Below are 26,277 nucleotides of genomic sequence, written 5' to 3'. Positions count from 1 at the left end.
GTGATTTGATGACATTAAATGATAATTTAAAAAAATACGCAAACCTTGTTTTAAAAGAAGGTTTAAAAATAAAAAAAGATGATCTTTTAGTTATTAGAGCTCAAGTAGAAATGATTGATTTTATAAGACTTCTTACTGAAACTGCTTTCGAACTTGGAGCTAAAGATGTAAAAATAAATTTTAGAGATGAATATATTTCTAAAATGAGATTTCAAAATGCAAGTATTGAAACATTAGAAGAAGTTCCACAATATTTTATAGACGAACAAAATTCATATATAAATAAAAAAGCTAAAATACTAAGTATTGTTGGAAATGATCCAAATCTACTATCAGATGTAAATCCTGATAAAATCAAAGCATCTGTTCTTGCAAATTCTAAAGCTTTAAAAGACTTTAGCGCAAAAATGATGAATAACGAAACTTCATGGTGTGTTATAGGAGCTGCTGTTCCTAGTTGGGCAAAAGTTGTATTTCCAGAACTTCCAATAGATGAAGCTATGGAAAAACTTTGGAATTTAATATTCTATACAGTTAGAGTTGATAAAGAAGATCCTGTTTTAGAATGGGAAAAACATACAACCAACTTAGAAAGATGGTATGAATTTTTAAATAAACATCAATTCGAATATTTAGAATATAAATCAGAAAAAGGAACTGATCTTAAAATTAGACTTCCTAAAAACTATATTTTTGCTGGTGGTTCAGAATTCAATCGTCACGGAGAAGAATTTATAGCAAATATGCCAACAGAAGAAGTTTTTTCAATGCCACATAGAGATGGAGCTAATGGAATTGTTTATAATACAAAACCACTTAATTATAATGGAAATTTAATAGATGATTTCTACCTTAAATTTAAAGATGGTGTAGTAGTTGATTTTGATGCAAAAACAGGCTATGACACATTAAAAAATATGCTAGATTCTGATGAAGGTGCTAGAAGACTTGGAGAAGTAGCTCTTGTTCCATACCATTCACCTATTTCAGATACTAAAATATTATTTTATGAAACACTTTATGATGAAAATGCATCATGCCATTTAGCACTTGGTAAAGCTTATCCAACTTGCATTAAAGGTGGAGAAGATATGAGTGATGAAGAATTATTAGAACATGGTGTAAATGACTCTGTTATTCATGTTGACTTTATGATTGGTGATGAAACTACTAATATTAAAGGTATAACATATGATAATAAAGAAATTCAAATCTTTGAAAATGGAGATTTTGTAATATAAAAAAATGGAGGACTTATCCTCCATTTTTTATTTCTATATTAGTATAAGAAACCCTATTTAAAAATCTCAAACAAATACTTTGTCCAAGTCCTGAACTAATATAAAAGTTTATATCCTCTATATTATACAAACCCTTACTATACTTAGGAAAAAACTTAGGACCATGATCTATTATTTGACCTATATATGGAAGTCTAAGCTGTCCTCCATGTTTGTGTCCAGATAATACCAAATCATATTTTTTAATATTTCCAAGAAAATCTATTGGATCATGTGTTAGCAAAATATTATAAAAATTTAAATCTAAATCAGATGTATAATCATAAGATGTTCCAAACTTATTTCCATATATATTTACATTTTCTATCCTCTTAAAATCTCCAGAAAGATTAATTACATTATACTTGTCTAAAATATTATAGAACTTTTTATTATTAATATTTTCTCTTTCATGATTTCCCTCAACAAAATATATTTTAAAATTTGATAGATTTTGTAATAAATTTTCCACTTTAGAAAAATCCTTTGTATTTCTACTAATTAAATCTCCTGTAATAAATATAAAATCTGGATTAAATTTTTTAATTGATTTTACTAACCTTCTCTCATTAATAAATATATTATTATGAAAATCAGATATTTGTGTGATTTTTAAATTATTAATTTTATTGCTCTTTAAAATTAATTTTTCAACTTTAAAACAAGACAACTCATAAAAATTATAAATCAATAAAAATACTATTATTAAAATTTTCATATATCTCCATAAAAAGAAAAAGGACTTATTAGTCCTCTTTTTCCTTTAATATTTTTTTATTTCTAATTGTTACTATTACTCCAACTAATACCATTAAAAGACTTACAAGTTGTGAAACTCTAAAAATACCTATATAAAGAGAATCTGTTCTTAGTCCTTCAATAAAAAATCTTCCAATTCCATAAATTATCATATAAGTTGTAAAAAGTTGACCTTTAAACTTTTGATTTTTAGATAAATAAAAGTATAGAAAAAAGAAAATTCCAATATCAAGTATTGATTCATATAAAAAAGTAGGATGAACTCTTTGACCATTTACAAGAATTGCCCAAGGTAAATTCGTAACTCCACCATGAGCCTCTCCATTAATAAAATTGCCCCAGCGTCCTATTCCCTGTGCCAAAGCAAGTCCAGGAGCTGCTATATCAGCAATATCCCAAAACTCAACTTTCTTAATCTTTGAAAATACAATTGCAACTATTATTCCTGCAATGATGCCTCCATAAATAGCAAGACCACCATTTCTAATAGAAAAAATCTCATCTTTATGCAAACTATAATATTCCCATTCAAATAGGACATAATATAATCTTGCACCAATTATTCCAAAAATAATAACAAAAAATGAAAAATCTGTTACTAATTCATCATAAAGACCTTTTTTCTTAGCAAGTTTTTCAGCAAAAAATATTGCAAGCAAAGCTCCCATTGCAATTAATACCCCATACCACTTTACATCTATACCAAAAAGAGTAAAAGCAACAGGATCAATTTTCATTTTCTAGTTCCTTAATAATTTCAATACCAGCACTTACACCAAGTCTAGCAGCTCCATTTTCAATCATTTCTCTAGCTGTTTTTAAATCTCTAATACCACCAGAAGCCTTTACTCCTAATGTATCTCCTACTGTTTTTCTCATTAAATTAACATCTTGTGCCTTTGCACCAGCTGAATTAAATCCAGTAGAAGTCTTTACAAAATCAGCACCTGATTTCATTGATATTTCACAAGCCTTTACAATTTCCTCATCAGATAAAAGACAAGTTTCAATAATAACTTTCACAATTTTATCTTTAGATTCTTCTACAACAGCTTTTATATCTTCTTCTACAAGATCATATTCCTTAGACTTTAAAAGTCCAACATTAATAACCATATCAACTTCATCAGCGCCATTTAAAATAGCTTCTCTAGCCTCTGTAGCTTTCATAGAAGTAGTATTTGCACCTAGTGGAAATCCAATAACAGTACATACAGAAACTTCACTATCTTTTAAAATATCATTTGCATAAGAAACCCAAAAAGGATTTATACAAACAGACTTAAAATTATACTCTAAAGCTTCATCACAAAGACTTTTAATTTGTTCTCTAGTTGACTCAGGCTTTAATAAAGTGTGATCAATCATTCTATTTATTTCCATAATTCTTCTCCTTTAATACATAAGACTTCCTAGCATTAAAATCTAAATTAATACTATTTAAAAATCTTATAAAATCTTCATTCTCACTATTAATAGGATTTTCATCAGTATTAGATACCTTAAGAGTTAAATGATTTTTACAACTTGTCACCTTTAAAAAATGATCAAAAACAAGTTCTGAACCTAAAAATTGTTCTTCAGTATATTTTGCACCACCATTAATAAGACAAATTCCAAATTTCTCCTTAATTGGAGGAAGTTTTAAAAGAAACTTTCTAGACCAATAAACTTGCATTCTATCTATAAAACTCTTCGAAATAGAAGACACAGAATTAAAATATATTGGAGTAGAAAAAATAATCATATCTGACTCTTCAATAATAGGATAAATATCTGTTAAATCATCTTTTAAAATGCACCTTGGAACCTTTGCACATCCATAACAAGATATACAATAAGAATAATCTAAATCTTTTAAAGTAAGATAAGTTATATCCTCATTTTTTAGATTAAAGTTTTCAAGAAATAAATCCAGAAAATTATCCGTATTTGAATTTTTTCTAGAACTTCCTGCAATAGCTAAAATCTTCAATATTATTCATCCTCTTCAGGCATTTCCCAATTAGTATAAACTTCTTGAACATCATCATTATCTTCAAGAGCATCAATTAATTTCTCCATATTTATAAGATCTTTTTCATCAGTTAATTCAGTATAATTTTGAGGAATATAAGTTATTTCAGACTTAATGAAATCATATCCTTGATCTTCAAGACCATTACGCACCTCAGCATATAGCTCTGGTGGAGTTAAAATTTCAAAAGCCTCTCCTCTATCAATGACATCATCAGCTCCAAGATCAATAGCTCCTAGCATTAACTCATCTTCATCAATAGAATCAGTCTTTTCAATACCAAGTTGGCCTTTTTTGTCAAACATAAAAGCAACACAACCAGATTGACCTAAATTTCCACCATATTTATCAAAAGCATGTCTAACATCTGGAGCAGTTCTATTTCTATTATCAGTTAAGCAATGAACCATAACAGCAGTACCAGATGGGCCATAACCTTCATAGATAATTTCTTCAAATACTGAATCAGCACCTTCTCCTGAACCCTTCTTAATAGCTCTTTCAATATTGTCATTAGGCATATTTTCAGCCTTAGCCTTATCAATTGCAGCCTTTAATGATGGATTGTATTCCGGATCAGGTCCACCTTCTTTAACAGCAACCATTATATATCTACCAAGTTTTGTAAAGACTCTACCTCTTCTAGCATCTTCTTTACCTTTTTTATTTTTAATGTTATTCCACTTTGAGTGACCTGACATTAGTTCACGCACCTTTCTATAATTTTGAACCTTTATTTTATCACAAAATAGGTTTATATGCATATTCTATTATAATCACTATGAGCAATATTATAAAGGATTTTAACTAAAATTAATTAATTACAAAAAACTTAATTAAACTACACTTTTATGATATAATTTAAAAATACATAAACGAGGTGAAATATGAAAGAAAAATTAGAACACAACAAAGGATATATTATTAAAACAGACCATGGATTACTTGAAATATCCTATTGGAATCAAAATAAAATAAGATTTGAATCAAATACATCACGAGGTCCAAACTTCTGTTATCCACATCATGTAGTAGGAGTTATGAAATTAGAAGACTTAAAATTTAATGAAATAGAATATTAAAAGCTACCCTTTTGAGTAGCTTTTTTATTTGCTCTAATTAAGTTTTGTTAAATGAGCGAGGCGACCGAGTGAGATAAGTTTTGTCTCGCAACTTTACATTCTAGTTTAGTTCTATTAAATGACCACATAACAAAGCCTGAACAATCTATGCCTGTCTTCTTTACATTCTAGTTTAGTTCTATTAAATGTTGACTATCTAAGTCAACAATATAGTTTAGAAAAATCTTTACATTCTAGTTTAGTTCTATTAAATGGTTGGTGTACTCTATTGTGCCACTCTCTACTAAGTGCCCTTTACATTCTAGTTTAGTTCTATTAAATGCACACTTAAGTAAATAATTTCTACCTTGTTTATCACTTTACATTCTAGTTTAGTTCTATTAAATGTAACATATTTGCTATTTGCTCAGAATTGGAAAAGTCTCTTTACATTCTAGTTTAGTTCTATTAAATGAATAAGCCTTAATAAGTGCCTTAAATTGCCTTACAAAACTTTACATTCTAGTTTAGTTCTATTAAATGGTGTCAGACCGAAATCTATAAGTCCTTGTGTTTTATCCTTTACATTCTAGTTTAGTTCTATTAAATGGTTTACTTAACAACTCAATCATTTGTGATAACTTTTCTTTACATTCTAGTTTAGTTCTATTAAATGTTTATCGCTATATTTATATTCTACTAATTCTGATTTACTCTTTACATTCTAGTTTAGTTCTATTAAATGCCGTCTTGGCACTGCTGCAGCAGGAAATCAGCCTAAACTTTACATTCTAGTTTAGTTCTATTAAATGTGAACATATTTTAACTACTAAACAACTAGCAGAACGTCTTTACATTCTAGTTTAGTTCTATTAAATGAAATAAACACAATTAAAATCTATGCAGAAGATGAGAACTTTACATTCTAGTTTAGTTCTATTAAATGGGAATTGAAACTTGCTTGAAAACTGCTTGATAGAGTCTTTACATTCTAGTTTAGTTCTATTAAATGCATTTTCATCTACTGTTACTATTAATTGAGTTCCAGCTTTACATTCTAGTTTAGTTCTATTAAATGTTGCTCATCTATTGCTAGTTCAGTATGTAAAGAGTTCTTTACATTCTAGTTTAGTTCTATTAAATGTCCATTGCTCACCTCTTCCTAATATATAAAAAAGAGCCTTTACATTCTAGTTTAGTTCTATTAAATGAAGAGACTCTGAAGGTAATGTAGTGATGAAAACTTACAACTTTACATTCTAGTTTAGTTCTATTAAATGGAAGAATCTGTACGATCAGTGAGAGTGAAATCTTATCACTTTACATTCTAGTTTAGTTCTATTAAATGATTTGATTTCCGACTCCGCCACCGAATAAACTTATAAACTTTACATTCTAGTTTAGTTCTATTAAATGGGAATTGAAACTTGCTTGAAAACTGCTTGATAGAGTACTTTACATTCTAGTTTAGTTCTATTAAATGACAAAGCAATTAGAATTGTTAAGTTTGACTTCAAATTACTTTACATTCTAGTTTAGTTCTATTAAATGTTTTCTCATTCATCACCTGAAACAGTGACTACAAACTTTACATTCTAGTTTAGTTCTATTAAATGTAACATCACTACTTTCTAGAAAATAATAATCACTACTCTTTACATTCTAGTTTAGTTCTATTAAATGGGAGAATATTATGAGAGATTAAAGTTCTTATATAAAACTTTACATTCTAGTTTAGTTCTATTAAATGTATATGTTACATTCATAGAGATAACCTCCTTTATTACTTTACATTCTAGTTTAGTTCTATTAAATGATACATATCTAACATAGCTTCTTGATAGTTTTTCAGCTTTACATTCTAGTTTAGTTCTATTAAATGTTACAAACGTGTTTCCCATCTATTTATCACCCCATTAGCCTTTACATTCTAGTTTAGTTCTATTAAATGACTCAATAGATATCTTTCATCATACATATTTTGAATCACTTTACATTCTAGTTTAGTTCTATTAAATGTGGTAGTAGGCTGTTTCTTACTAATGTTTAACGTATTCCTTTACATTCTAGTTTAGTTCTATTAAATGAACATGTGCAGATTGTGTGCAGAACGTTTAAAAAAATCTTTACATTCTAGTTTAGTTCTATTAAATGCAGGAATATCTAGTGTAGAACCTATTTCAATATGATACTTTACATTCTAGTTTAGTTCTATTAAATGTTAAGAAGTATGAGAGCGGCAGGTCTTGATACAACCTTTACATTCTAGTTTAGTTCTATTAAATGTTACATCATCTGCTATGAGGTCAAATCCTAAACAGTTCTTTACATTCTAGTTTAGTTCTATTAAATGGTGTATCTGCCTTTACATTTTGTATCTTGTAATAAACTTTACATTCTAGTTTAGTTCTATTAAATGGCAGGAATGAAGATATTAAATCCCCTTTTCCTGCACTCTTTACATTCTAGTTTAGTTCTATTAAATGGTAATCCATTCTAGACAAGTTCTAAAGACTATTGAAACTTTACATTCTAGTTTAGTTCTATTAAATGTAGGAATACTCCCTCTAATGTTTTTAGTAATGTTTTTCTTTACATTCTAGTTTAGTTCTATTAAATGTTCAAATGAAAGATGATAAAGCAGAAGTAGTTGAAAACTTTACATTCTAGTTTAGTTCTATTAAATGAGATTAAACCTTTTGTTAAACTCTGCCGCTATTTGTTCTTTACATTCTAGTTTAGTTCTATTAAATGATATGTTCCTTACAACGGTGCGTCATACGGGCAAGAATCTTTACATTCTAGTTTAGTTCTATTAAATGATATGGAAGATATAAACAAAAGTGCAAGTGAAATAGTCTTTACATTCTAGTTTAGTTCTATTAAATGTTTGATGTGGGAGTATTCATATACTCAAAATTCATCTTTACATTCTAGTTTAGTTCTATTAAATGCAATTGAAGATGAGACTATTCCTGCAAAGACATATTGCTTTACATTCTAGTTTAGTTCTATTAAATGCGTCTCCGCCTGCATTATCTAAATCTTCTTTAGTTCCTCTTTACATTCTAGTTTAGTTCTATTAAATGCCTGGTACATCAGGAAACAAATATCATTATATGCACTCTTTACATTCTAGTTTAGTTCTATTAAATGCAGAAGTTGGCTTAGCTAACGAATCCGGGATAGCAGACTTTACATTCTAGTTTAGTTCTATTAAATGGAAGATCTTAACGATTTAAAAATAGTTAAAAATGGGCAGTCTTTACATTCTAGTTTAGTTCTATTAAATGCTAGAAGGACTTAATAAACAAATAATCATAATGACACTTTACATTCTAGTTTAGTTCTATTAAATGTGGCTTTTAATAGATGCTCCGCTCCATTTTTAAATGGCTTTACATTCTAGTTTAGTTCTATTAAATGTCTAAGAAATGACTACAGCATCAAAGAGTGGAGAAGTCTTTACATTCTAGTTTAGTTCTATTAAATGAAAATGTCCTTGTTCATTACGATTAGACTCTCTAGTTCTTTACATTCTAGTTTAGTTCTATTAAATGATTCCTGCCATAGATATGAAAGACTTGTGCATTATACTTTACATTCTAGTTTAGTTCTATTAAATGAAAAGGAATTTAAAAATATCGGATTGGAGTTTTAAATACTTTACATTCTAGTTTAGTTCTATTAAATGTGTTATATCGCCCCTATAACCATTGTCTACCGTTCCGCTTTACATTCTAGTTTAGTTCTATTAAATGCATAGCTTACTATCTAGACAAGATAGGAGAACAAGCCTTTACATTCTAGTTTAGTTCTATTAAATGTTTAGTTACAAACGCACTACCGCCAGTACCAGCAATCTTTACATTCTAGTTTAGTTCTATTAAATGCTAATGCCCCAAACTTAACTATCATACTTTGAATGCTCTTTACATTCTAGTTTAGTTCTATTAAATGTCCAAGTATAGACCCAAACCATTTAGGAGGTGTATCAAGAGCTTTACATTCTAGTTTAGTTCTATTAAATGCATCTTCTGAGTATTCAAAATCATCTAACTTAACCTTCTTTACATTCTAGTTTAGTTCTATTAAATGAAGATAAGAGATAGAGAAGAACTAGAAGAAAAGAAACTTTACATTCTAGTTTAGTTCTATTAAATGGAAATGTTAGTAGCAGAGTGTATCTTATTTCAATATGCTTTACATTCTAGTTTAGTTCTATTAAATGGAAGAGATTGCAACATTATTACTTAACTATGGAATATCTTTACATTCTAGTTTAGTTCTATTAAATGCTAAAGACTTTTCAGGTGAAGAAAAACTATATTGTGCTTTACATTCTAGTTTAGTTCTATTAAATGTCTTCGTAAGGTTGGTCCTTAAATTCTTCATAGAATCTTTACATTCTAGTTTAGTTCTATTAAATGACAAATAGATGTTTCAAGACCGGGATTAAAAAAGATAGCTTTACATTCTAGTTTAGTTCTATTAAATGTATGACAATATAGATCTCTTTGTATGCAATTCATGCACTTTACATTCTAGTTTAGTTCTATTAAATGCCAACCAGAGGGAATATGGTTACAACTTCTGTGAAGGCTTTACATTCTAGTTTAGTTCTATTAAATGAAAAAACAAGGTACGTAGATGAAGTATATAAACAGACTTTACATTCTAGTTTAGTTCTATTAAATGTAAGTTGTACTTTGTTTTCCATCATTATTGAAAGTCTCTTTACATTCTAGTTTAGTTCTATTAAATGATGGAAATTTCGAACTGTTTAAGAAAAGACAAGATGACTTTACATTCTAGTTTAGTTCTATTAAATGGAGTTCATTTATATTTTAAAAAACCAACAGGATTTAGCTTTACATTCTAGTTTAGTTCTATTAAATGCAATAGCTTGAATTATACTTTGTAGTCCTTGTAATGCCTTTACATTCTAGTTTAGTTCTATTAAATGGTGAGCCTTGCGCAAGCTATTCACGAAAGTGGGTCTTTACATTCTAGTTTAGTTCTATTAAATGTAGCAACTGTTAAAGCAGTAGTTACTATTAATGATGCTTTACATTCTAGTTTAGTTCTATTAAATGAAGTATGACACTTGTTTATATTTTAGCGTTAGAAATCTTTACATTCTAGTTTAGTTCTATTAAATGATTGATTAGATTTTAGCAAATATGTCCCAAAAGGTTTCTTTACATTCTAGTTTAGTTCTATTAAATGAGTTTGATATTTACGAGTAATCATAGTATTAAATCGTCTTTACATTCTAGTTTAGTTCTATTAAATGATGAACGAGAAGTAAACGAGATAAGTAGAAAGAACTTTACATTCTAGTTTAGTTCTATTAAATGAAAACTTTGAGTAATACAATACGAAAAATAAAAGTTTCTTTACATTCTAGTTTAGTTCTATTAAATGCCATATCTCAAAAAATCAAATTCATTTAGTAACCAACCTTTACATTCTAGTTTAGTTCTATTAAATGGCTACACTTAAGCCTATGATAACCCACGTCCAAGGATCTTTACATTCTAGTTTAGTTCTATTAAATGCTTTATAAATTCTTTGTAATATTCTGAGATAGAAATCTTTACATTCTAGTTTAGTTCTATTAAATGGCAACAATAGAAGAAATTATCATTATAAGTTAGCAACTTTACATTCTAGTTTAGTTCTATTAAATGGTTCGACTGCTGCTATTGTACCTTATCATTTTGTACTCTTTACATTCTAGTTTAGTTCTATTAAATGACACTTAAGACAGTACTAGGCTGTATGTGTGTAATGTCTTTACATTCTAGTTTAGTTCTATTAAATGGGGTCTAGACTGGAAAACTACCTACAAGGACATAACGCTTTACATTCTAGTTTAGTTCTATTAAATGATACATTTCAGAAAAGGCATAACAGAACAAGAACAAACTTTACATTCTAGTTTAGTTCTATTAAATGTGGAAAGAAGAGAAATACGTTCAAGCGTTGGTATATCACTTTACATTCTAGTTTAGTTCTATTAAATGTACTTCAGTTATACAATATTAAGAAGATTTTATAGGTCTTTACATTCTAGTTTAGTTCTATTAAATGAAGAACTGCGACATTAGAACTTAAATCGGAAATAACCTTTACATTCTAGTTTAGTTCTATTAAATGGACACAGCCGACTATGGAAGCGAAGATATGAGGCATCTTTACATTCTAGTTTAGTTCTATTAAATGACGAAGATTTAGCAGGAATAATTGACAACGAAATTATCTTTACATTCTAGTTTAGTTCTATTAAATGAATTATATAGCCTTAGCAGGAATTGACGCAGATGATGCTTTACATTCTAGTTTAGTTCTATTAAATGCAGTATCAATTTGCATTTATCATTTACGCGGACTACTCTTTACATTCTAGTTTAGTTCTATTAAATGACCAATAGAGCGTTTGAAAGTGGACTACCAACTAGCCTCTTTACATTCTAGTTTAGTTCTATTAAATGAATGGAAATAGGAGAAGAATTTGAAACTTCTTACGAGTTTTACATTCTAGTTTAGTTCTATTAAATGTGCAAGCAAAGACAACAGTATCAAAGAACGACTACACTTTACATTCTAGTTTAGTTCTATTAAATGAAATGCTATAGATGCAGCTATTGCAACAGCTGCTACACTCTTTACATTCTAGTTTAGTTCTATTAAATGTTAAAGAAGAACTTAATATCCCAATGACACTAAAAGAACTTTACATTCTAGTTTAGTTCTATTAAATGGGAATAAAACAGCAGAACTTATAGCGAACTACATGAAAAACTTTACATTCTAGTTTAGTTCTATTAAATGCCGGCATTGTACACATTATTCTTTCTTCTCTCCAATACTTTACATTCTAGTTTAGTTCTATTAAATGTTCTGAAAAGTCCTCTAAAAGCATTTCCAGAGTAAACTTTACATTCTAGTTTAGTTCTATTAAATGGCAGGAAAGACAGAATATAAGAAAGCTTATAGAAAGCTTTACATTCTAGTTTAGTTCTATTAAATGAGATGCAACAAGAGAAATAGTAATAGTGGACTTCACAGCTTTACATTCTAGTTTAGTTCTATTAAATGAAATCAACCAACAGCAGATTTTATTTCCTGCACAGCTCTTTACATTCTAGTTTAGTTCTATTAAATGGGTCATGGCGAAAGATGTAGGACAGCCTATAACACACTTTACATTCTAGTTTAGTTCTATTAAATGTAAGTAACCTATAAGGGGGTGAGCATATGGCAAGTGACTTTACATTCTAGTTTAGTTCTATTAAATGGATAGTTATATTTATTCGTTAGGCAACAAGAATTTGCCTTTACATTCTAGTTTAGTTCTATTAAATGAATTCAAGATGCTGATGAGCAATATTCAAGGATATTACTTTACATTCTAGTTTAGTTCTATTAAATGGAGGAATAACAGGCTTTGGATCAAGTGGAAAGTTTTCTTTACATTCTAGTTTAGTTCTATTAAATGTCATTTATGACCGTGACGGTATCAAAGAATTGAAAAACTTTACATTCTAGTTTAGTTCTATTAAATGTCTTCAAATTTTTTATATACATCTTTTTCTTCTTCTTCTTTACATTCTAGTTTAGTTCTATTAAATGTAGATAGACTTATAATTAAAAACTTTAAGGGAGTTACTTTACATTCTAGTTTAGTTCTATTAAATGAAACTGATAACTTATTAAACACACCAATGGTATACGCTTTACATTCTAGTTTAGTTCTATTAAATGAAGGCTTATATTAGTATTGTAAGATAGTTAGACATATCTTTACATTCTAGTTTAGTTCTATTAAATGAAAAATACAAATACCAAATTATATAAATGCCCAAGCTGCTTTACATTCTAGTTTAGTTCTATTAAATGAGTTAGGTATTAATTTAACAGACTTAGCAAGTTCAATCTTTACATTCTAGTTTAGTTCTATTAAATGCCTGTCTCTTATAAGAGTTGATTTTACAGGCTTGTTTCTTCATACTTTGTCTACCTATGAATATTTTTAATAAATTTAGTTTTATAAAAAGTATTTCTCTAAAATATTCGTATATAATGTTAATTTTAAGCCATTTGTCGATTCCTTATACATTTTACTATATTAGAAGTCGACAATTAAAAAAAGTTTGATGTTTTGTCATCTGTTTTTCCTAAAAATTCTTTTTCAGTCCATTTTTCTGATCTACTTTTAAATACAACTACTGAATCTTTATTTTTTCTAATATACTCATTAAGTTCAAATTTCAACTCTAAATACTGAGATATAGTTAAGTTTCCTTCAAATACAGATTTTTGTATATTCGTTAAATATTTTTTACAAGTTTTAAAAATATTTCTTGATACATATGGACCTTTTTCATCTGAAATTATATCATATATCAATAATATATACATGTTTACACCTCTTATTTACCACCAAAACTTAAAACTTTCATATTCTTTTTCACCAATTATATGTTTTATTAATTTATAACATTCTAATCTTATTAAGTAAGTATATGACACATATCTATTTAATTCTTTATGTTTTACTACTCTTTCTAAATAAGAATTATATTCTAATATTATTTTTTGCCTTGAATTTTCTTTTAAATAGGTGAAATTTGATTCTTCTACAAAATCATCTTCTGTTATTTGATTTTTATTAAGCAAACTAAATATTAATCTATCAACAATTAATGGTTTAAATAATTCTGCTAGGTCTAAAGACAATGAAAATCTTTTTGTTCCTGGTTCATGCAAATAACTAATTGTTGGATCTAGTTGTGTTTTATATATTTCTGAAAGAACTGTTGTATACATCATTGAATTCAAATAAGATATTAAACTATTAATCATATTATCAGGTGGTCTTTTCACCCTTTTTTTAAAGTCAATTTCTTGATCTATTATCTCTTCCCAACACGAATAGTATTCCCTTCTTATATTTCCTTCATATCCCATTAATTGTTCTATGCTTTCTGCACTATCTATTTTTTCTGAAAGTATTTTTATATAATTCATACTTTCTTTTACATTTTTATCTCTGGAATTATAATATCTTAAATTTCTAAATATATTAAAAGCTGCACCTTTTTCAATTTCTTTAGCTATTGCAAGTCTTTCACTTTTATTTAAATAGTTTTTTACTTGTTTTACTAATAAGTCCCCATTTATATTTTTATCTCTTGGAAAGAAACTTCCACTATAGAAACCATAATAATTAAAAATATGTAGAGATATATCATTTTGAGCTAAAAAATTTAATACTTTTGTATTTAAATCAACTTCACCAAATATATATATTTCATCTATTATTTCTACCTTCAAATCTTTTTTAAGTTCTTTTGTCTCTAATCTTAGATTATTATCTTTTCTTTTTAACCTACAATTGCTAAATATATAAAATTTTTCATTCATTTTATTCACCTATATATAACAAAACTCATAATAAGCACATTTCTTACAATAGTTTTTATATTTTACTATTGGTATATTTTTCTGATTTTTTATTTTTTCTATCTCTTTAAATACATTTTCAAGTTTTTCTTCATCCTCTTCATCTAAAAAGACTTTTGTTCTTTTTTTCTGCTTTGGATAATCTAATAGTCCACTTTCTATATTTACTCCATACTTTCTTAAAATATATATATAATATTTAACTTGCCAAATAAATAATTCTTCTAATTTATCAGATTTTTTAATTTCATGAATTATTTTCCAATCTCTAATAAAATCAATATTTATATTTTCGTCAATCATTAAATTTTTATTTTCTCTCTCGTAGGAATATTTATCTATTAAAGTTCCTATTTTAATATTTTCATCATATTTCTCAAGATTTATTCCATTCAAAAAATACCATAATTTTTTCTCACACACAAAATAATAATGAATCATTGTTCCTGTTATTATCATAATTTATCACCTAAAAGAAATTATCTCTTTTCTCAATATCTATCTCTACGTGATTTATCCCTATAAATTTGTCATACTCGCATTTGTATATAATTATTTCTTCATAATCATTGATTTTTTTATAGTCTGTGTTTTTACTATTCACTTTATAAAAAGGTATTGAAATAGAATAATTATTAATTGTATTTCTAGCTTTTATTTTTTCAATTCTTAATTTTTCTACTTCTTTTTTTTCTAATTTAGAATTTGTTTTTTCTTGTAATTTTTCTATAGCACTTTCTATTTCTTCAAGATTTTCTTCATATACTATTTCAGGTATTACAGTGATTGAATTAATATCTCTAAATAATTGTTTTGCATCACTTTTTTTCATTTCATAACTTCTAATATTATTAATATAATTTATAGTTTCTTTAATATCTTTTAAATACTTTGTATCTTTTAGTTTTTCACTTGTATATATTCTATTTATCATATCAATTTTATCTTTTTCAGAAATTTTTCCATTTCCCTGCTTCCTTAGCTCTTCTTTAGAATATATAAATATATCACTATCTATTACATGGCCTATTCCACTAGTTTTATTTTCACCACCGTCAAAAACAAATATATTGTAATCCTTATCTAATGATCTAGATCTATAACATCTTCCCATTCTTTGAAATAAACCATTTATATCTGAAAGTTCTGTAACTAATATATCAAAATCTATATCTAGAGATGCTTCTGCAACTTGCGTACATATCCAAATTCCAGTATTATAATTTCTATTATTTTCATCACTTTTCTTCCCAAATTCCATAATTCTATTTTCTTTATCTTTTCTGTCTTTTTTTATAAAACCACTATGGAATAAGTTTATTTCTTCTTCATATAAATCATATTTTTCTTTTATCTCTTCATATAATCTTTGAGCTTCTTTAACTGTATTTGCTATTACAAGTACTTTATTCTTATTATATTTTTCATATATAAATTTTGCATTTATTTCTTCTTCTATTATTTTATAACTATGTCTTATTCTATTTTTATCTAAAAAAGGTTCTGGCTTTTCAAACTTAATTCCTTCTTTTTCTAATAATTCTCCTATAAAAGGCGGAAATGTTGCTGTTATTATTGCAAATTGGCCACCAAGTCTATTTATTTCATTAAGACCTAAGACTAAATATGATATTAAATCAGAAGAATACATTTGTATTTCATCAATTACTATTTTTGAATAAGATAATGTTGCAAGTTTTATTTCTGATCCTCCGTATTGATATACAAAATCAAATATTTGGTCTATTGTTGAGATAGTAAGTGGCATAGATAAATTTCTAGTTTTTGTATTATATTTATCTATTGTCATATTTTTTAATTCAAGTTTGTTACTATCTAATTCTTGTCTGTATAATATTTCTCCTACTGCATCTGAATGCAATAATCCTAATTTATTTTCAATATCATCTTTTATAATATCTAATCTTATTCTGTCATATATTGCATTTATCGCAGATTTTAATGGCAATGTAAAAAAACCTTTATTATCTCCTATCCATAATAATCCTGCCTCTGTTTTTCCCATTCCTGTTTCTGCAATTAATATTAAATTTTCTTCTTGATTTTTAATAGCATATTTTTGAAGTTTATTAAATTCTGCTTTTTTATTTTCTGTACTCCACACTTCTTCTACCATTTCATTTAGAGAATTCATTAAATAATCATTTTTGATTTCTACATCTTCATAGGAACTTGCTGCATAATCTATTTTATTTAGAAGACCCTTTATCATAATATATTGATCATAATTTTCTAATCCATCACTTCTTTGAACTCTTGATTTATTAATTCTTCTTAAGGATTTATTGTTAATGTCTTTATAATAATCATCTCTTTTTAAATAAGAAAAATCTTTACTAAAATCTTTTATACTTTCAATTTCTTTATTTATAAGTTCCTTTTCTTCTCCTATATTAAATTTTCTTTCATGATGGTATGCAATTGTGTTTATTAAAATCTTTAAATCAGCACTTGTATATCCTTTCTCTTTTAGAAATTTTGTATTAATAAATGCTATACTTAATATTCCATGAGGTATCTCCTTTTCATTTTTTTCTTCAGTTGATAGTTTTACTAAGTCATTTCCAATTTTATATTGAAATTTTTTATTTATTTTTCCAAAATCATGATATATACAAGCAAGTTTTAACAGATCCCAATTAACATTTATACTAGGATATATATCTTTCAATTTATTATATTCTTTAAGTAAATTATCAGTATGTTCTTGTATAGTTTCCTTCGGATTGCTTTTTGCATAATATTTCATTTTTATCACCTATGTATTAAGTATAGAGCTTATGCCCTATACTTATATTAAAAATACTGCATTATCTTCTTCATCTACTAAAGCATTTACATCATAATATCCAAATCCACTAGTATATAGAACATCTACTTTATTCCATTTCCTAAAAACTTTATTTTTTGCTACTTTTTCTAGTTTATAATCCTTTGTAAGTTTAAATCTAGTTCCAGGAATATTTGTATAATTCCCATGAAAATCAAATTCATTTATTTTTTTAATAGGAATATAATAATTAATATATTCTTTTGGATCTTCTATATCTTCTAAATCTTTTTCTTCTAATTCCACTATATTTACTTCTTCTATTAATGCTATGTCTTCTCTTCTTCCTAATGATGGATATTCTCTTGGATATTTTAATGATTTATATATTTCTTCTATTAGACTCTCATCTTGTGGAACTATATGAATTATTAAATTCACATCTACTAGAAGCTCTTGAGTAGCCACTCCTCTACTTATACCATATCCTCCAACATTTAGTTGATGTCTTCCTTCTTCAAATTTTGTTTCAGATTTAAATTCATATCTTGTGTATAAATCATTTATTTTTGAATTATAATTTCCCGCTATAGAAATATCCATTTCTTTATATTCTGTAAATCCACATAGATAATGTACCATTCCTATAATTGTAGATGGTGGTGGTAATGGATAACTCTCTTTTAGCTGAAAAGAATTAGGTTTTTTATAATTTGGCATATTTTGATATAACTTTAATCTAATTGCCTTCATAGTAATCACTTACTTTATTTTTTAGTTCTTCAAAGAATTCATTCATATTTTTTGATTTTAATGAATTTTCTATTTCCTCATCATTTTCAAATATTCCTTTTACTAATGCTGATATTGTATCTTTTTCTATTTCTTTTGATATTTTATCTTCTATTCTATTTACATTTAGCCTATTTTCTTCAACTCCAATTGCATTCATAAATATCGGATTTTTAATATCATAAACTCCACCTATTATAAATATTGGACTTAAATCTTCACGTCTACCTTTTATATCTCTATATAAGTATCTTATAGAATCAAGCAAACTATTTACTCTTTTTGCTTTTTCACTATTTTCTATTTCTATATTGTCATTTTCATCAATTCCTACTCTATCTAAATCAACTGCAAGTGTGTAAGTATAAAAAGAAGAATGTATTTCTGATTGAGAAATATTTCCTCCATCTTTTTTGTTGTCTTTTTTATATCTATCTAAAAGCCCTTTGTTAGTTAAAAAATCCACATCTCCCTTAAAAGTTTCAAGAGAAACTGCATTAGAAAGTCTAGCTATAGCAGAACGAATTTTAGAATCTTTTGACGTTTTCATATATCCAAACAAGTCTATTTCAGGATATTTATCTATTTTTGCTTCTTTATCAAATTGTAAAACAGATCCATCTAATCCTATTGGAGTATTATCTACGCCCATTTGATTTACAATATTATATCTTAGTGCTTGTCTTGAAATATAGGTATATTGATCTCCTTTACCTCTTGAGATTTTTTTAAGTGATGCAACATTTCCTATACTTTCTCCATAGTTTAAGCTAGATGCTTGAAATATTACTGATATAGTTAGTCCCATTGGTTTCATTAATCTTCCTCCTTAGTTTTATTATCATCTGATATACCATAACTATTTAATCCTGCAACAAATGCATATCCTATAGTTCCTAAATTATCATCATTTTCTAATGCTTTTACCATTCCCTTTGGAATAGATATTGACATATACATATAGCTATTTATTAAATTATGCATAAAATTTTCTGCGTTTCTTGTTTTTAAAGCATTTAACATTCTATAAGATATTCCTCTAATTTTATTTTCATAATTAGAATCTTTTTTCTTATATTCTAAAGCTAAAAAATATCCATATTTTCTATATTTTTCTACAAATGCATTTGCACTTTCATTACCCAAATCTATTACCTCCTTAAGCTTTCTAGTATTTATTCTAATTATTCTATAAATATGTGAAGTATTATAATAAGCATTTACGAAACTTGTATTTGTAAGTTTATAGCTAAATAATTTATATATTAATGTATACATATTTTGATTGTTAAAAAGTCTATCTAAGACCTCATCATATATACTTATATAATCATTTCCTATTTTGTATCCAGCATTTGAAAGACTCTCTAAATCTTCTATTGAATCATTTATTATACTTAAAGAATATTTTGATAAGATATTAAAATTATATTTTTCATTTTTATATCTTATTACTTGAACATCATCAAGTTCATATTTAAGTTCTTCTATACTTTTTTTAGAAATTGTATTTACAAGTGCCCTATAACTTATTCCTCTAGTATCTTTTACCTTATTTACTTCCATAGAGATTTGACTATTTACTCTTTTTAATTCTTTAATACTACTATTTGCATTTACAAATATCCCTTCATACGAAGAATAATTAAATCCTGCAGGAAAACATGAATATAAAAAACTACAAATATCACAAATCCCAACATCATTTTCTTCAAACCACACATGTGTTGGTTTTCTTGTAAGGTCAAATCCTGTATCATTTAATATTCCAATACCAGTATTTAAATTTTTAATTTTGTTATCACAATTAAAACAATTATATTTATATTTTTTCTTATCTTCTTCTAAATAATTATTTAAAGTATCTAAAAAATATTCCTTATAATCTTTGTATATATCTTTCTCTTTTGTTTGCTTATTTAAAAAACTAACACCACCTATACCTTTATTTATAAAAGTAAAAATAGCTCCTTTTGCACCTAGATATTTTCTACCTGTTTCAGTATTACAATAATTAATTATTTCTTGCATTATTTTTAAGTTTTCTAATATTTCTTCTTTTCTATCTGATATTTCTTCTTTTTTTCTAAGCTTTATTTTTTTTATATCTTTAATTAATTTTGTTATTTCTATATCACTTTCAATATATTCAAAGACTTTAGTATAGTTAGGTCTTTTAAGATAATCTTTTACTAGATCAATCTGGTTATTTAATTTTTCAAAATCATCTTTCTTAAATTCAGATAAATCAGTTTTAATAAATTTCTCTACTTCATTTTTATAAGATATCATTCTATACCAAGGAAGATTTTTTTCATAAGTATCTATAAAATATTTAAAATACTTTTCTTCAAAGTTTTCTAATGACTTAATTGAAACTTTTAAATATTCATCAAAGCCATTTTTTACTATTTCATATTGACCTTCTTTATCATTATCTAAAATATTCATAAGGCCTATAATACTAACATTACTACGCCAATCATCTAGTCTAAATTCTAAATATTCCAAAATATCACCTCCTTATAATTTTTATAATCTCTCTAACATTCCGAAACCTGATGATTTCAAATTTAAAATACCTGAATCAAGCATATATTCTAAGAGATAAGGTTTTCCCGATAATTTCAAAATAGCTTTATTTGAAGGTATTACAATATCATAATATTTTATTTTAATATTTTTATTTTCAAGTACTTCAAATCTTAAATTATCAATATCTATTTTTCTTGTCTCTCCAAACTCTTCTAAAAGTTGATATCTTAAATTTCTTAAAAATATTTCTTTGCCCTTAGTTTCATCTAAACTATAGTACCAAGTATCTTTATTATTTCCATTATGATCTCTAATACAAATTGGTGATAATGTCCTTACTAAAATATAATTATCACTTATTATCTCTTTTTTCTTCATTTGAATTTTTGTTGGAATTATTATAAGTCCATCTTTTAATTTTATTTCTTTATTTTTACTAAGCATAAAGGAATTATAAATTGTAATGGCAAGTTCTAAGTCTGATGAAGAAATATTTAATATTATCCTCTTATCTGGGATTTCTATTGTATCTCTTAAAAATTTAGCATTTTTCATATATATAGAAAAAGTCATATTTTTTCTTTTAGTTTTATTATCTATATACATATCTCTATAAATCTCTTCATCATAACTTTCTATTACATTTTTAAGTAATGATAAAATAATTCTATTTTTATCCTTTGGTATTGTATTTTCGTTTAACAAAAGTTCTACTGTAAATCTCATAATTCACCTCCATATATTAATAAATTTACTATTCTTATATCTATACGTTATCACATTAATTAAAAAAATCAAGTGATTTTCAAAATTCAATAATTTTAAATCACATTGGATGTTTTTATAAAATAAAAAAGATACCTTCTGGTATCTAATTTCTTATCTAATATAGTTCTATTAATTTAATGTCTTAATTATAATTTTAAATCACATTTTTACATTTTAATTTAATTCTATTAAAAGTTAATTATATCACATATTTATTTAAAATAATTACCTACAATAATCTTCTATTATTCATTATTGCTATTTAAACTTTTTTAAGATTATGACTTATTTGTACTAATTTAGTATAATATTGTATTTTATAGGTATATGTATAATACAAAGCTATTTAGAATATTTAACTAAATTATTTTTAGTATATACAAACAGGAGGTAATATTATGAGTAAGGATATAAAAGAAATTAATGATTATGTTTTAGAAGTAGTTGAAAAGTCTAGATTGGCTCAAGCAATTTTAGAGACATATTCTCAAGAAGATGTTGATGAACTTACAGCTGCTATTGCCTATTATGGTACACGTGAAGATTTCGCTAAAAATATAGGTGAATTTGCTGTAAAAGAAGGAGAATTTGGACGAGCTGAAGATAAAAAAGCAAAAATGTTTACAAAAATTAAAGGTGCTTATAGAGATATGAAGGGTGAAAAATCTGTAGGAGTTATAGATATTGACAATAAAAAAGGAATTATGAAAATAGCTAAACCTATGGGAGTTATTGCTGGAATTGTTCCATCTACAAACCCTGAAGCTACTCCTTTTGTAAAGTCTTTATTTGCAATTAAATCAAGAAACTCCATTATACTTGCACCTCATCCAAAGACTAGACAGACAAATATGATGGCAGTAAATAAAATTAGAGAAGTTCTAAAAGAATACGGTGCTCCTGAAGATTTAGTTATTTCGATTGACCCTGAATATGTATCTTTAGAAGCAATTGATGCACTTATGCAAAATGTTGATTTTATTTTAGCTACTGGTAGTTCTGATTTAGTAAAAGCTGCATATAGTTCAGGTACTCCAGCTATTGGTGTTGGTGTTGGAAATTCAACAACTATTGTAGATGGAACTACTGATTTAAAAAATGTTGCTAATATGATTAAAAGATCAAAAACTTTTGATTATGCTACAAGTTGTTCTTCTGAAAATAACTGTATTATAAATAAAAAAGTATATGATGAATTTATTGAAGCTATGGAAAATGAAGGTGGATATTTAATTAAGGATAATTCCAAAGAAAAAGAAATGCTACAAAAAGCACTATGGCCTAATTTTCCAAAAAACAATGGTTTAAATAAAGATATTATAGCAAGACCTTTAAATGTAATTGCAGAAGCAGCTGGTATTAATATTCCAAAGGAAAAAGAATTTATTATGGTTGAGGAATCTGGTGTAGGAAAAGGATATCCATTTTCTGGAGAAAAACTTTCTGTTGTTACTACAATTCATAAGTATGATGATTTTAGTGAAGCAGTAGATAAGGTTTCTGAAATTCTTAAGTACCAAGGTAGTGGACACTCCTGTGGAATCCACACTTCTTTAGACTATCATGTTTTAGAAATGGCTGAGAAAGTTAAAGCTTCTAGAATGCTTGTTAATCAAGCACAAAGTTTAGGAAATAGTGGTTCTTGGACTAATGGTATGCCAATGTCAATGACTGTTGGTTGTAGTACTTGGGGTGGAAACTCTGTTTCTCATAATGTAAACTGGAAAGATTTATTAAATTACACTTATGTTTCTTTTCCAATTCCATCTACTGAACCTACTGATGAAGAGTTATTTGGAGCAAAGTTTTTAAATAAAAACGCATAAATATATGGAGGTATAATTATGAAAAATATTGGAATTTTAGGTGCTGGCGCTATGGGAAAAGGCATGATTAAAAATTTAATAAAAAATAATTTTACTGTTTATGCTTATGATCCTTTTAGTGGAGCATTAGAAAACGCAAAAGAGCTTGGAGCTATTCCTTGTAATAGTCCAGCAGATTTAGGAAAACATTCAGATATTGTTCTTGCATCATTGCCTACTTCTGAAGCTGTTGAAAATGCTGTTTCAGGAAAAGATGGTGCTTTAAGTACTTTAAAAGAAAATACTATAATATGTGATATGAGTACAACTGATGTAGCTCTTGAAAAGAAATTATATTCATTAGCTAAAGAAAAAGGAATAGGATATTTAGATTGTCCTGTAAGTGGTGGACCAACTGGATCTAATAATGGAACTCTATCTATTATGGTTGGTGGAGATAAGGATGTTTTTGAAAAAGCAAATGAAGTTTTTAATGCTATTGGAGAAAATATTTTCTATATTGGTGAGTCTGGATCTGGTCAAATCGTTAAAATTTGTCATAATATGATTTTAGCTGTAACTACAGTAGCTCTTACAGAATCTTTTATTACTGGAGTTAAATCTGGAATGGATCCTCAAAAACTTGCTGATATTTATAAAGTAAGTGTTGCAAAAAGTGGTACTTTAGATTTATTTGGAGATAATCTAATAAATGGTAATTTTGATAATACTATATTTGCTCTTAGTCATATGCACAAAGATATAAATTTATATTCAAAATTAACTGACGATTTACAAATGCCATCTATTATTGCAAATACAACTTATCAATTCTTCAATGCTGCTATGAACCAAGGTCTTGGACCTAAGGATCAATCAGCTGTAGCAATAATACTTGAAGATTTAGCTAATCAAAAAATCAAATAATAAATAAAAAAGATATTAGCTTATTAAAAGGCTAATATCTTTTTTATTTCATCTTTATCAACTTTATATATATTATCAGGGCTCCATTTCGGAAGATTATCTTTATCTATAAAAAATGCTCTTAACCCCTCTATCATATTTCCAGTTTTATAACAATATTCAATAAGTTTTAAATCATAATTTATTGTTTCTTCTCTATCCCAATTTTTACCAGCAAAGTATTTTAAAAATATAATTTGTAGTGATACTGGACATCTTTTATTTAATTCTAATAAAGTTAATTTAGCAAATTCATTTTTATTTTTATCTTTATCTAATTCATCAAAAATTTCTTCTAAGGAATCTTTATTAAAATATTTTAATAAATCTTCTTCCTTTTCTTCAATTTTTGATTTTTCTAACTTACTTCTATATTTATTTAATATTTCATTAGATTTTTTTATTATTTCATATCTACTATCATTTTCAATATTAAGTTTTTTAAGATCTTCTTTTGCATTTTTAAAATATTTATTTTCTATAAAATGTTCTGCTAAATTAAGTCTAGTTAAATCAGAACCATCTATACTCTCTCCTAAAAGAGAATAATATAAGCCTATATGTTTTTCCATTTTAGAAAAATAATAACCTATTCCTATATCAGGAATAAATCCAATTCTAGCTTCAGGCATAGACCAATTTGTAGTTTCATCAACTACTCTTATATCCGAATCTATTGTTATTCCAATTCCTCCACCCATTACTATACCACTTATAAATGATATAATTGGCTTTTTAGAATTATGATATCTTTTTAATAATTCATATTCACTATTAAAAAAATCTTTTGGAGAAATTTTTTTTTGAAGTATTTCATAATATAAATATCTCATATCTCCTCCTGCAGAAAATGCACGACCTTCAGAGTCTATTATTATTAATTTAATTAGATCATTTTCAATAAATTCATCAAACCTTTTATTTAACTCATCCATAAAATTCTGATTTAAAACATTTAAATTTTTCTTATCTGCAAGAGTTATAATTCCAATATTATTTACTATTTTATGTTTTATCAATATATCACTCCCAAACTTAAAATGGTGCATCTAGTGGGATTCGAACCCACTACCTATAGTTTCGGAAACTAGCACTCTATCCAATGATCTATAGATGCATAATATATCTTATACTTTTTTTATAAAATTGTAAACTATACTGTATTCTTATGTTATACTCATCTTGGTGATATAAATGAATTCAAAATTATTAAATAGTATTGGCCTATTTAACTATACAGCTGGTACTAATTACAACTTTAGATATAAAACAGTTGGAGAGAAAGTTAATATATATATGGATGAAATTTTAAAAGAATCTAATATTATTCCCAATGAAATATATTCTTGTTATCAAATTCATTCTAATAGAGTAGAAAATATTAATAATGAAAGTTTCCAAGATTTTGTTTATGGAAAAATTATTTTAGATACTGATGGACTTATTACTAATGAAAAAAATATTGCATTAGTTACTAAGTTTGCAGATTGCACGCCAATTATATTATTTGATCCTATTAATAAAGTTCAAGCCTCAGTTCACTCAGGCTGGAGAGGTACTTCTAAAAAAATTTCAGAAGTAGCAATAAATAAAATGAAAAATGATTTTAATTGTAAATCTGAAAACATCTATGCTTTTATTGGACCATCTATTGATTCTTCTTTATATGAAGTTGGAAATGATGTATATGAAGAGTTTTCTGACTTTAGAAATAGAGATAAGTTTTTTACTCCTAAAGAAAATAATAAATTTATACTCGATATGAAGGGAATAAATAAAGAGATTTTATTAGATAATGGAATCATTGAAAAAAATATAGAAGTATCTGATTATAATACTTTTACTAATAATAAACTTCATTCAGCTAGGCGTGATAGTCCAAATTATGGACTTAATATGATAATTTCTATAATTAAGTAATAAATATCCACCGGCCTAGCCGGTGGTTTTTAATTTACGGGCACAAGGCCCTTTTTTACTTGCTACGCCTCAAAAGGCGTAAAAAATGAGCCTGTCACTTGCTATTTCTTAC

Annotated in this window: 19 protein-coding genes, 1 tRNA gene and 1 CRISPR repeat array; of the genes, 5 read left to right on the top strand and 15 right to left on the bottom strand. The window is 26.4% G+C overall.

Features of this window, described 5'->3' with window-relative positions:
- Window positions 1-8 precede the first annotated feature (8 nt).
- Window positions 9-1,241, top strand: a complete 1,233-nt coding sequence (locus J2Z71_RS03250) for an aminopeptidase (protein ID WP_210060424.1) — start codon at window positions 9-11, stop codon at window positions 1,239-1,241.
- A gap of 13 nt (window positions 1,242-1,254) precedes the next feature.
- Here the strand turns inward: J2Z71_RS03250 and J2Z71_RS03245 are convergent, their stop codons facing one another.
- The 5 genes from J2Z71_RS03245 to J2Z71_RS03225 are packed head-to-tail and all read right to left on the bottom strand — an operon-like array spanning window position 1,255 to window position 4,757.
- The gene (locus J2Z71_RS03245) at window positions 1,255-1,998 is read right to left on the bottom strand and encodes a metallophosphoesterase (RefSeq protein WP_210060423.1); all 744 of its coding nucleotides are present in this window, start codon (window positions 1,996-1,998) and stop codon (window positions 1,255-1,257) included.
- A 28-nt stretch (window positions 1,999-2,026) separates the two neighbouring features.
- Window positions 2,027-2,776 carry a prolipoprotein diacylglyceryl transferase gene (lgt, locus tag J2Z71_RS03240; protein WP_210060422.1) on the bottom strand — a complete coding sequence of 250 codons (750 nt, stop codon included), beginning with the start codon at window positions 2,774-2,776 and terminating at the stop codon, window positions 2,027-2,029.
- A complete protein-coding gene (gene deoC, locus J2Z71_RS03235; protein WP_210060421.1) occupies window positions 2,766-3,422 on the bottom strand; it encodes a deoxyribose-phosphate aldolase in 657 nt (218 codons plus the stop codon). The genes lgt and deoC overlap by 11 nt, the downstream gene beginning before the upstream one ends.
- Entirely contained in the window at window positions 3,409-4,014 is a 606-nt protein-coding gene (locus tag J2Z71_RS03230) for a flavodoxin family protein (RefSeq protein ID WP_245311161.1), read from the bottom strand. The genes deoC and J2Z71_RS03230 overlap by 14 nt, the downstream gene beginning before the upstream one ends.
- Window positions 4,015-4,016: 2 nt before the next feature.
- The gene (locus tag J2Z71_RS03225) at window positions 4,017-4,757 is read right to left on the bottom strand and encodes a YebC/PmpR family DNA-binding transcriptional regulator (RefSeq protein ID WP_210060420.1); all 741 of its coding nucleotides are present in this window, start codon (window positions 4,755-4,757) and stop codon (window positions 4,017-4,019) included.
- Between the two features lie 186 nt (window positions 4,758-4,943).
- Between J2Z71_RS03225 and J2Z71_RS03220 the strand changes: the two genes are divergently transcribed.
- Window positions 4,944-5,138 (top strand): hypothetical protein, encoded by a 195-nt coding sequence (locus J2Z71_RS03220; RefSeq protein WP_210060419.1) that lies wholly within the window; start codon window positions 4,944-4,946, stop codon window positions 5,136-5,138.
- A 91-nt stretch (window positions 5,139-5,229) separates the two neighbouring features.
- A CRISPR array of direct repeats spans window positions 5,230-13,089; the repeat unit is 30 nt; unit sequence CTTTACATTCTAGTTTAGTTCTATTAAATG.
- Between the two features lie 176 nt (window positions 13,090-13,265).
- Here J2Z71_RS03220 and cas2 read toward each other — a convergent pair.
- Genes cas2 through cas6 form a run of 8 tightly spaced genes read right to left on the bottom strand, consistent with a single transcriptional unit; the run spans window position 13,266 to window position 21,432 of the window.
- Window positions 13,266-13,544, bottom strand: a complete 279-nt coding sequence (gene cas2 / locus J2Z71_RS03215) for a CRISPR-associated endonuclease Cas2 (RefSeq protein WP_210060418.1) — start codon at window positions 13,542-13,544, stop codon at window positions 13,266-13,268.
- A 15-nt stretch (window positions 13,545-13,559) separates the two neighbouring features.
- Window positions 13,560-14,549, bottom strand: coding sequence for a type I-B CRISPR-associated endonuclease Cas1b (cas1b, locus tag J2Z71_RS03210; RefSeq protein ID WP_210060417.1), 990 nt, complete (start codon window positions 14,547-14,549; stop codon window positions 13,560-13,562).
- A gap of 9 nt (window positions 14,550-14,558) precedes the next feature.
- Window positions 14,559-15,047: a CRISPR-associated protein Cas4 gene (gene cas4 / locus J2Z71_RS03205; protein WP_245311160.1), complete on the bottom strand. Its 489-nt coding sequence runs from the start codon at window positions 15,045-15,047 to the stop codon at window positions 14,559-14,561.
- Window positions 15,048-15,057: 10 nt separating this feature from the next.
- A complete protein-coding gene (gene cas3, locus J2Z71_RS03200; protein WP_245311159.1) occupies window positions 15,058-17,358 on the bottom strand; it encodes a CRISPR-associated helicase Cas3' in 2,301 nt (766 codons plus the stop codon).
- Window positions 17,359-17,400: 42 nt separating this feature from the next.
- A complete protein-coding gene (gene cas5b / locus J2Z71_RS03195; protein WP_210060415.1) occupies window positions 17,401-18,132 on the bottom strand; it encodes a type I-B CRISPR-associated protein Cas5b in 732 nt (243 codons plus the stop codon).
- Window positions 18,119-18,988, bottom strand: a complete 870-nt coding sequence (cas7i, locus tag J2Z71_RS03190) for a type I-B CRISPR-associated protein Cas7/Cst2/DevR (RefSeq protein ID WP_210060414.1) — start codon at window positions 18,986-18,988, stop codon at window positions 18,119-18,121. The genes cas5b and cas7i overlap by 14 nt, the downstream gene beginning before the upstream one ends.
- On the bottom strand, window positions 18,988-20,682 hold the full coding sequence (locus J2Z71_RS03185; protein WP_210060413.1) for a Cas8a1 family CRISPR/Cas system-associated protein: 1,695 nt from the start codon (window positions 20,680-20,682) through the stop codon (window positions 18,988-18,990). The genes cas7i and J2Z71_RS03185 overlap by 1 nt, the downstream gene beginning before the upstream one ends.
- 21 nt (window positions 20,683-20,703) lie before the next feature.
- Window positions 20,704-21,432, bottom strand: coding sequence for a CRISPR-associated endoribonuclease Cas6 (gene cas6 / locus J2Z71_RS03180; RefSeq protein WP_210060412.1), 729 nt, complete (start codon window positions 21,430-21,432; stop codon window positions 20,704-20,706).
- A gap of 440 nt (window positions 21,433-21,872) precedes the next feature.
- Here cas6 and J2Z71_RS03175 point away from each other — a divergent pair, with 440 nt between their 5' ends.
- Window positions 21,873-23,300, top strand: coding sequence for an aldehyde dehydrogenase family protein (locus J2Z71_RS03175; RefSeq protein WP_210060411.1), 1,428 nt, complete (start codon window positions 21,873-21,875; stop codon window positions 23,298-23,300).
- Window positions 23,301-23,318: 18 nt separating this feature from the next.
- The gene (locus J2Z71_RS03170) at window positions 23,319-24,206 is read left to right on the top strand and encodes an NAD(P)-dependent oxidoreductase (RefSeq protein ID WP_210060410.1); all 888 of its coding nucleotides are present in this window, start codon (window positions 23,319-23,321) and stop codon (window positions 24,204-24,206) included.
- 23 nt (window positions 24,207-24,229) lie between these two features.
- On the opposite strand, the gene J2Z71_RS03165 is transcribed toward J2Z71_RS03170, so the two are convergent.
- Both J2Z71_RS03165 and J2Z71_RS03160 read right to left on the bottom strand, forming a co-directional pair.
- Window positions 24,230-25,264, bottom strand: coding sequence for a 3-hydroxyisobutyryl-CoA hydrolase (locus J2Z71_RS03165; protein WP_210060409.1), 1,035 nt, complete (start codon window positions 25,262-25,264; stop codon window positions 24,230-24,232).
- A 22-nt stretch (window positions 25,265-25,286) separates the two neighbouring features.
- A tRNA-Arg gene (locus J2Z71_RS03160) sits at window positions 25,287-25,362 on the bottom strand.
- Between the two features lie 77 nt (window positions 25,363-25,439).
- Between J2Z71_RS03160 and pgeF the strand changes: the two genes are divergently transcribed.
- Window positions 25,440-26,165, top strand: a complete 726-nt coding sequence (gene pgeF, locus J2Z71_RS03155; RefSeq protein ID WP_210060408.1) for a peptidoglycan editing factor PgeF — start codon at window positions 25,440-25,442, stop codon at window positions 26,163-26,165.
- Window positions 26,166-26,277: the final 112 nt, after the last annotated feature.

The organism is Peptoniphilus stercorisuis, from assembly GCF_017874395.1.
In the GTDB taxonomy this organism is placed as follows: domain Bacteria; phylum Bacillota; class Clostridia; order Tissierellales; family Peptoniphilaceae; genus Anaerosphaera; species Anaerosphaera stercorisuis.
Note: the sequence above shows the minus strand (reverse complement) of the source record. Positions and strands in the feature narration are given on the sequence as shown.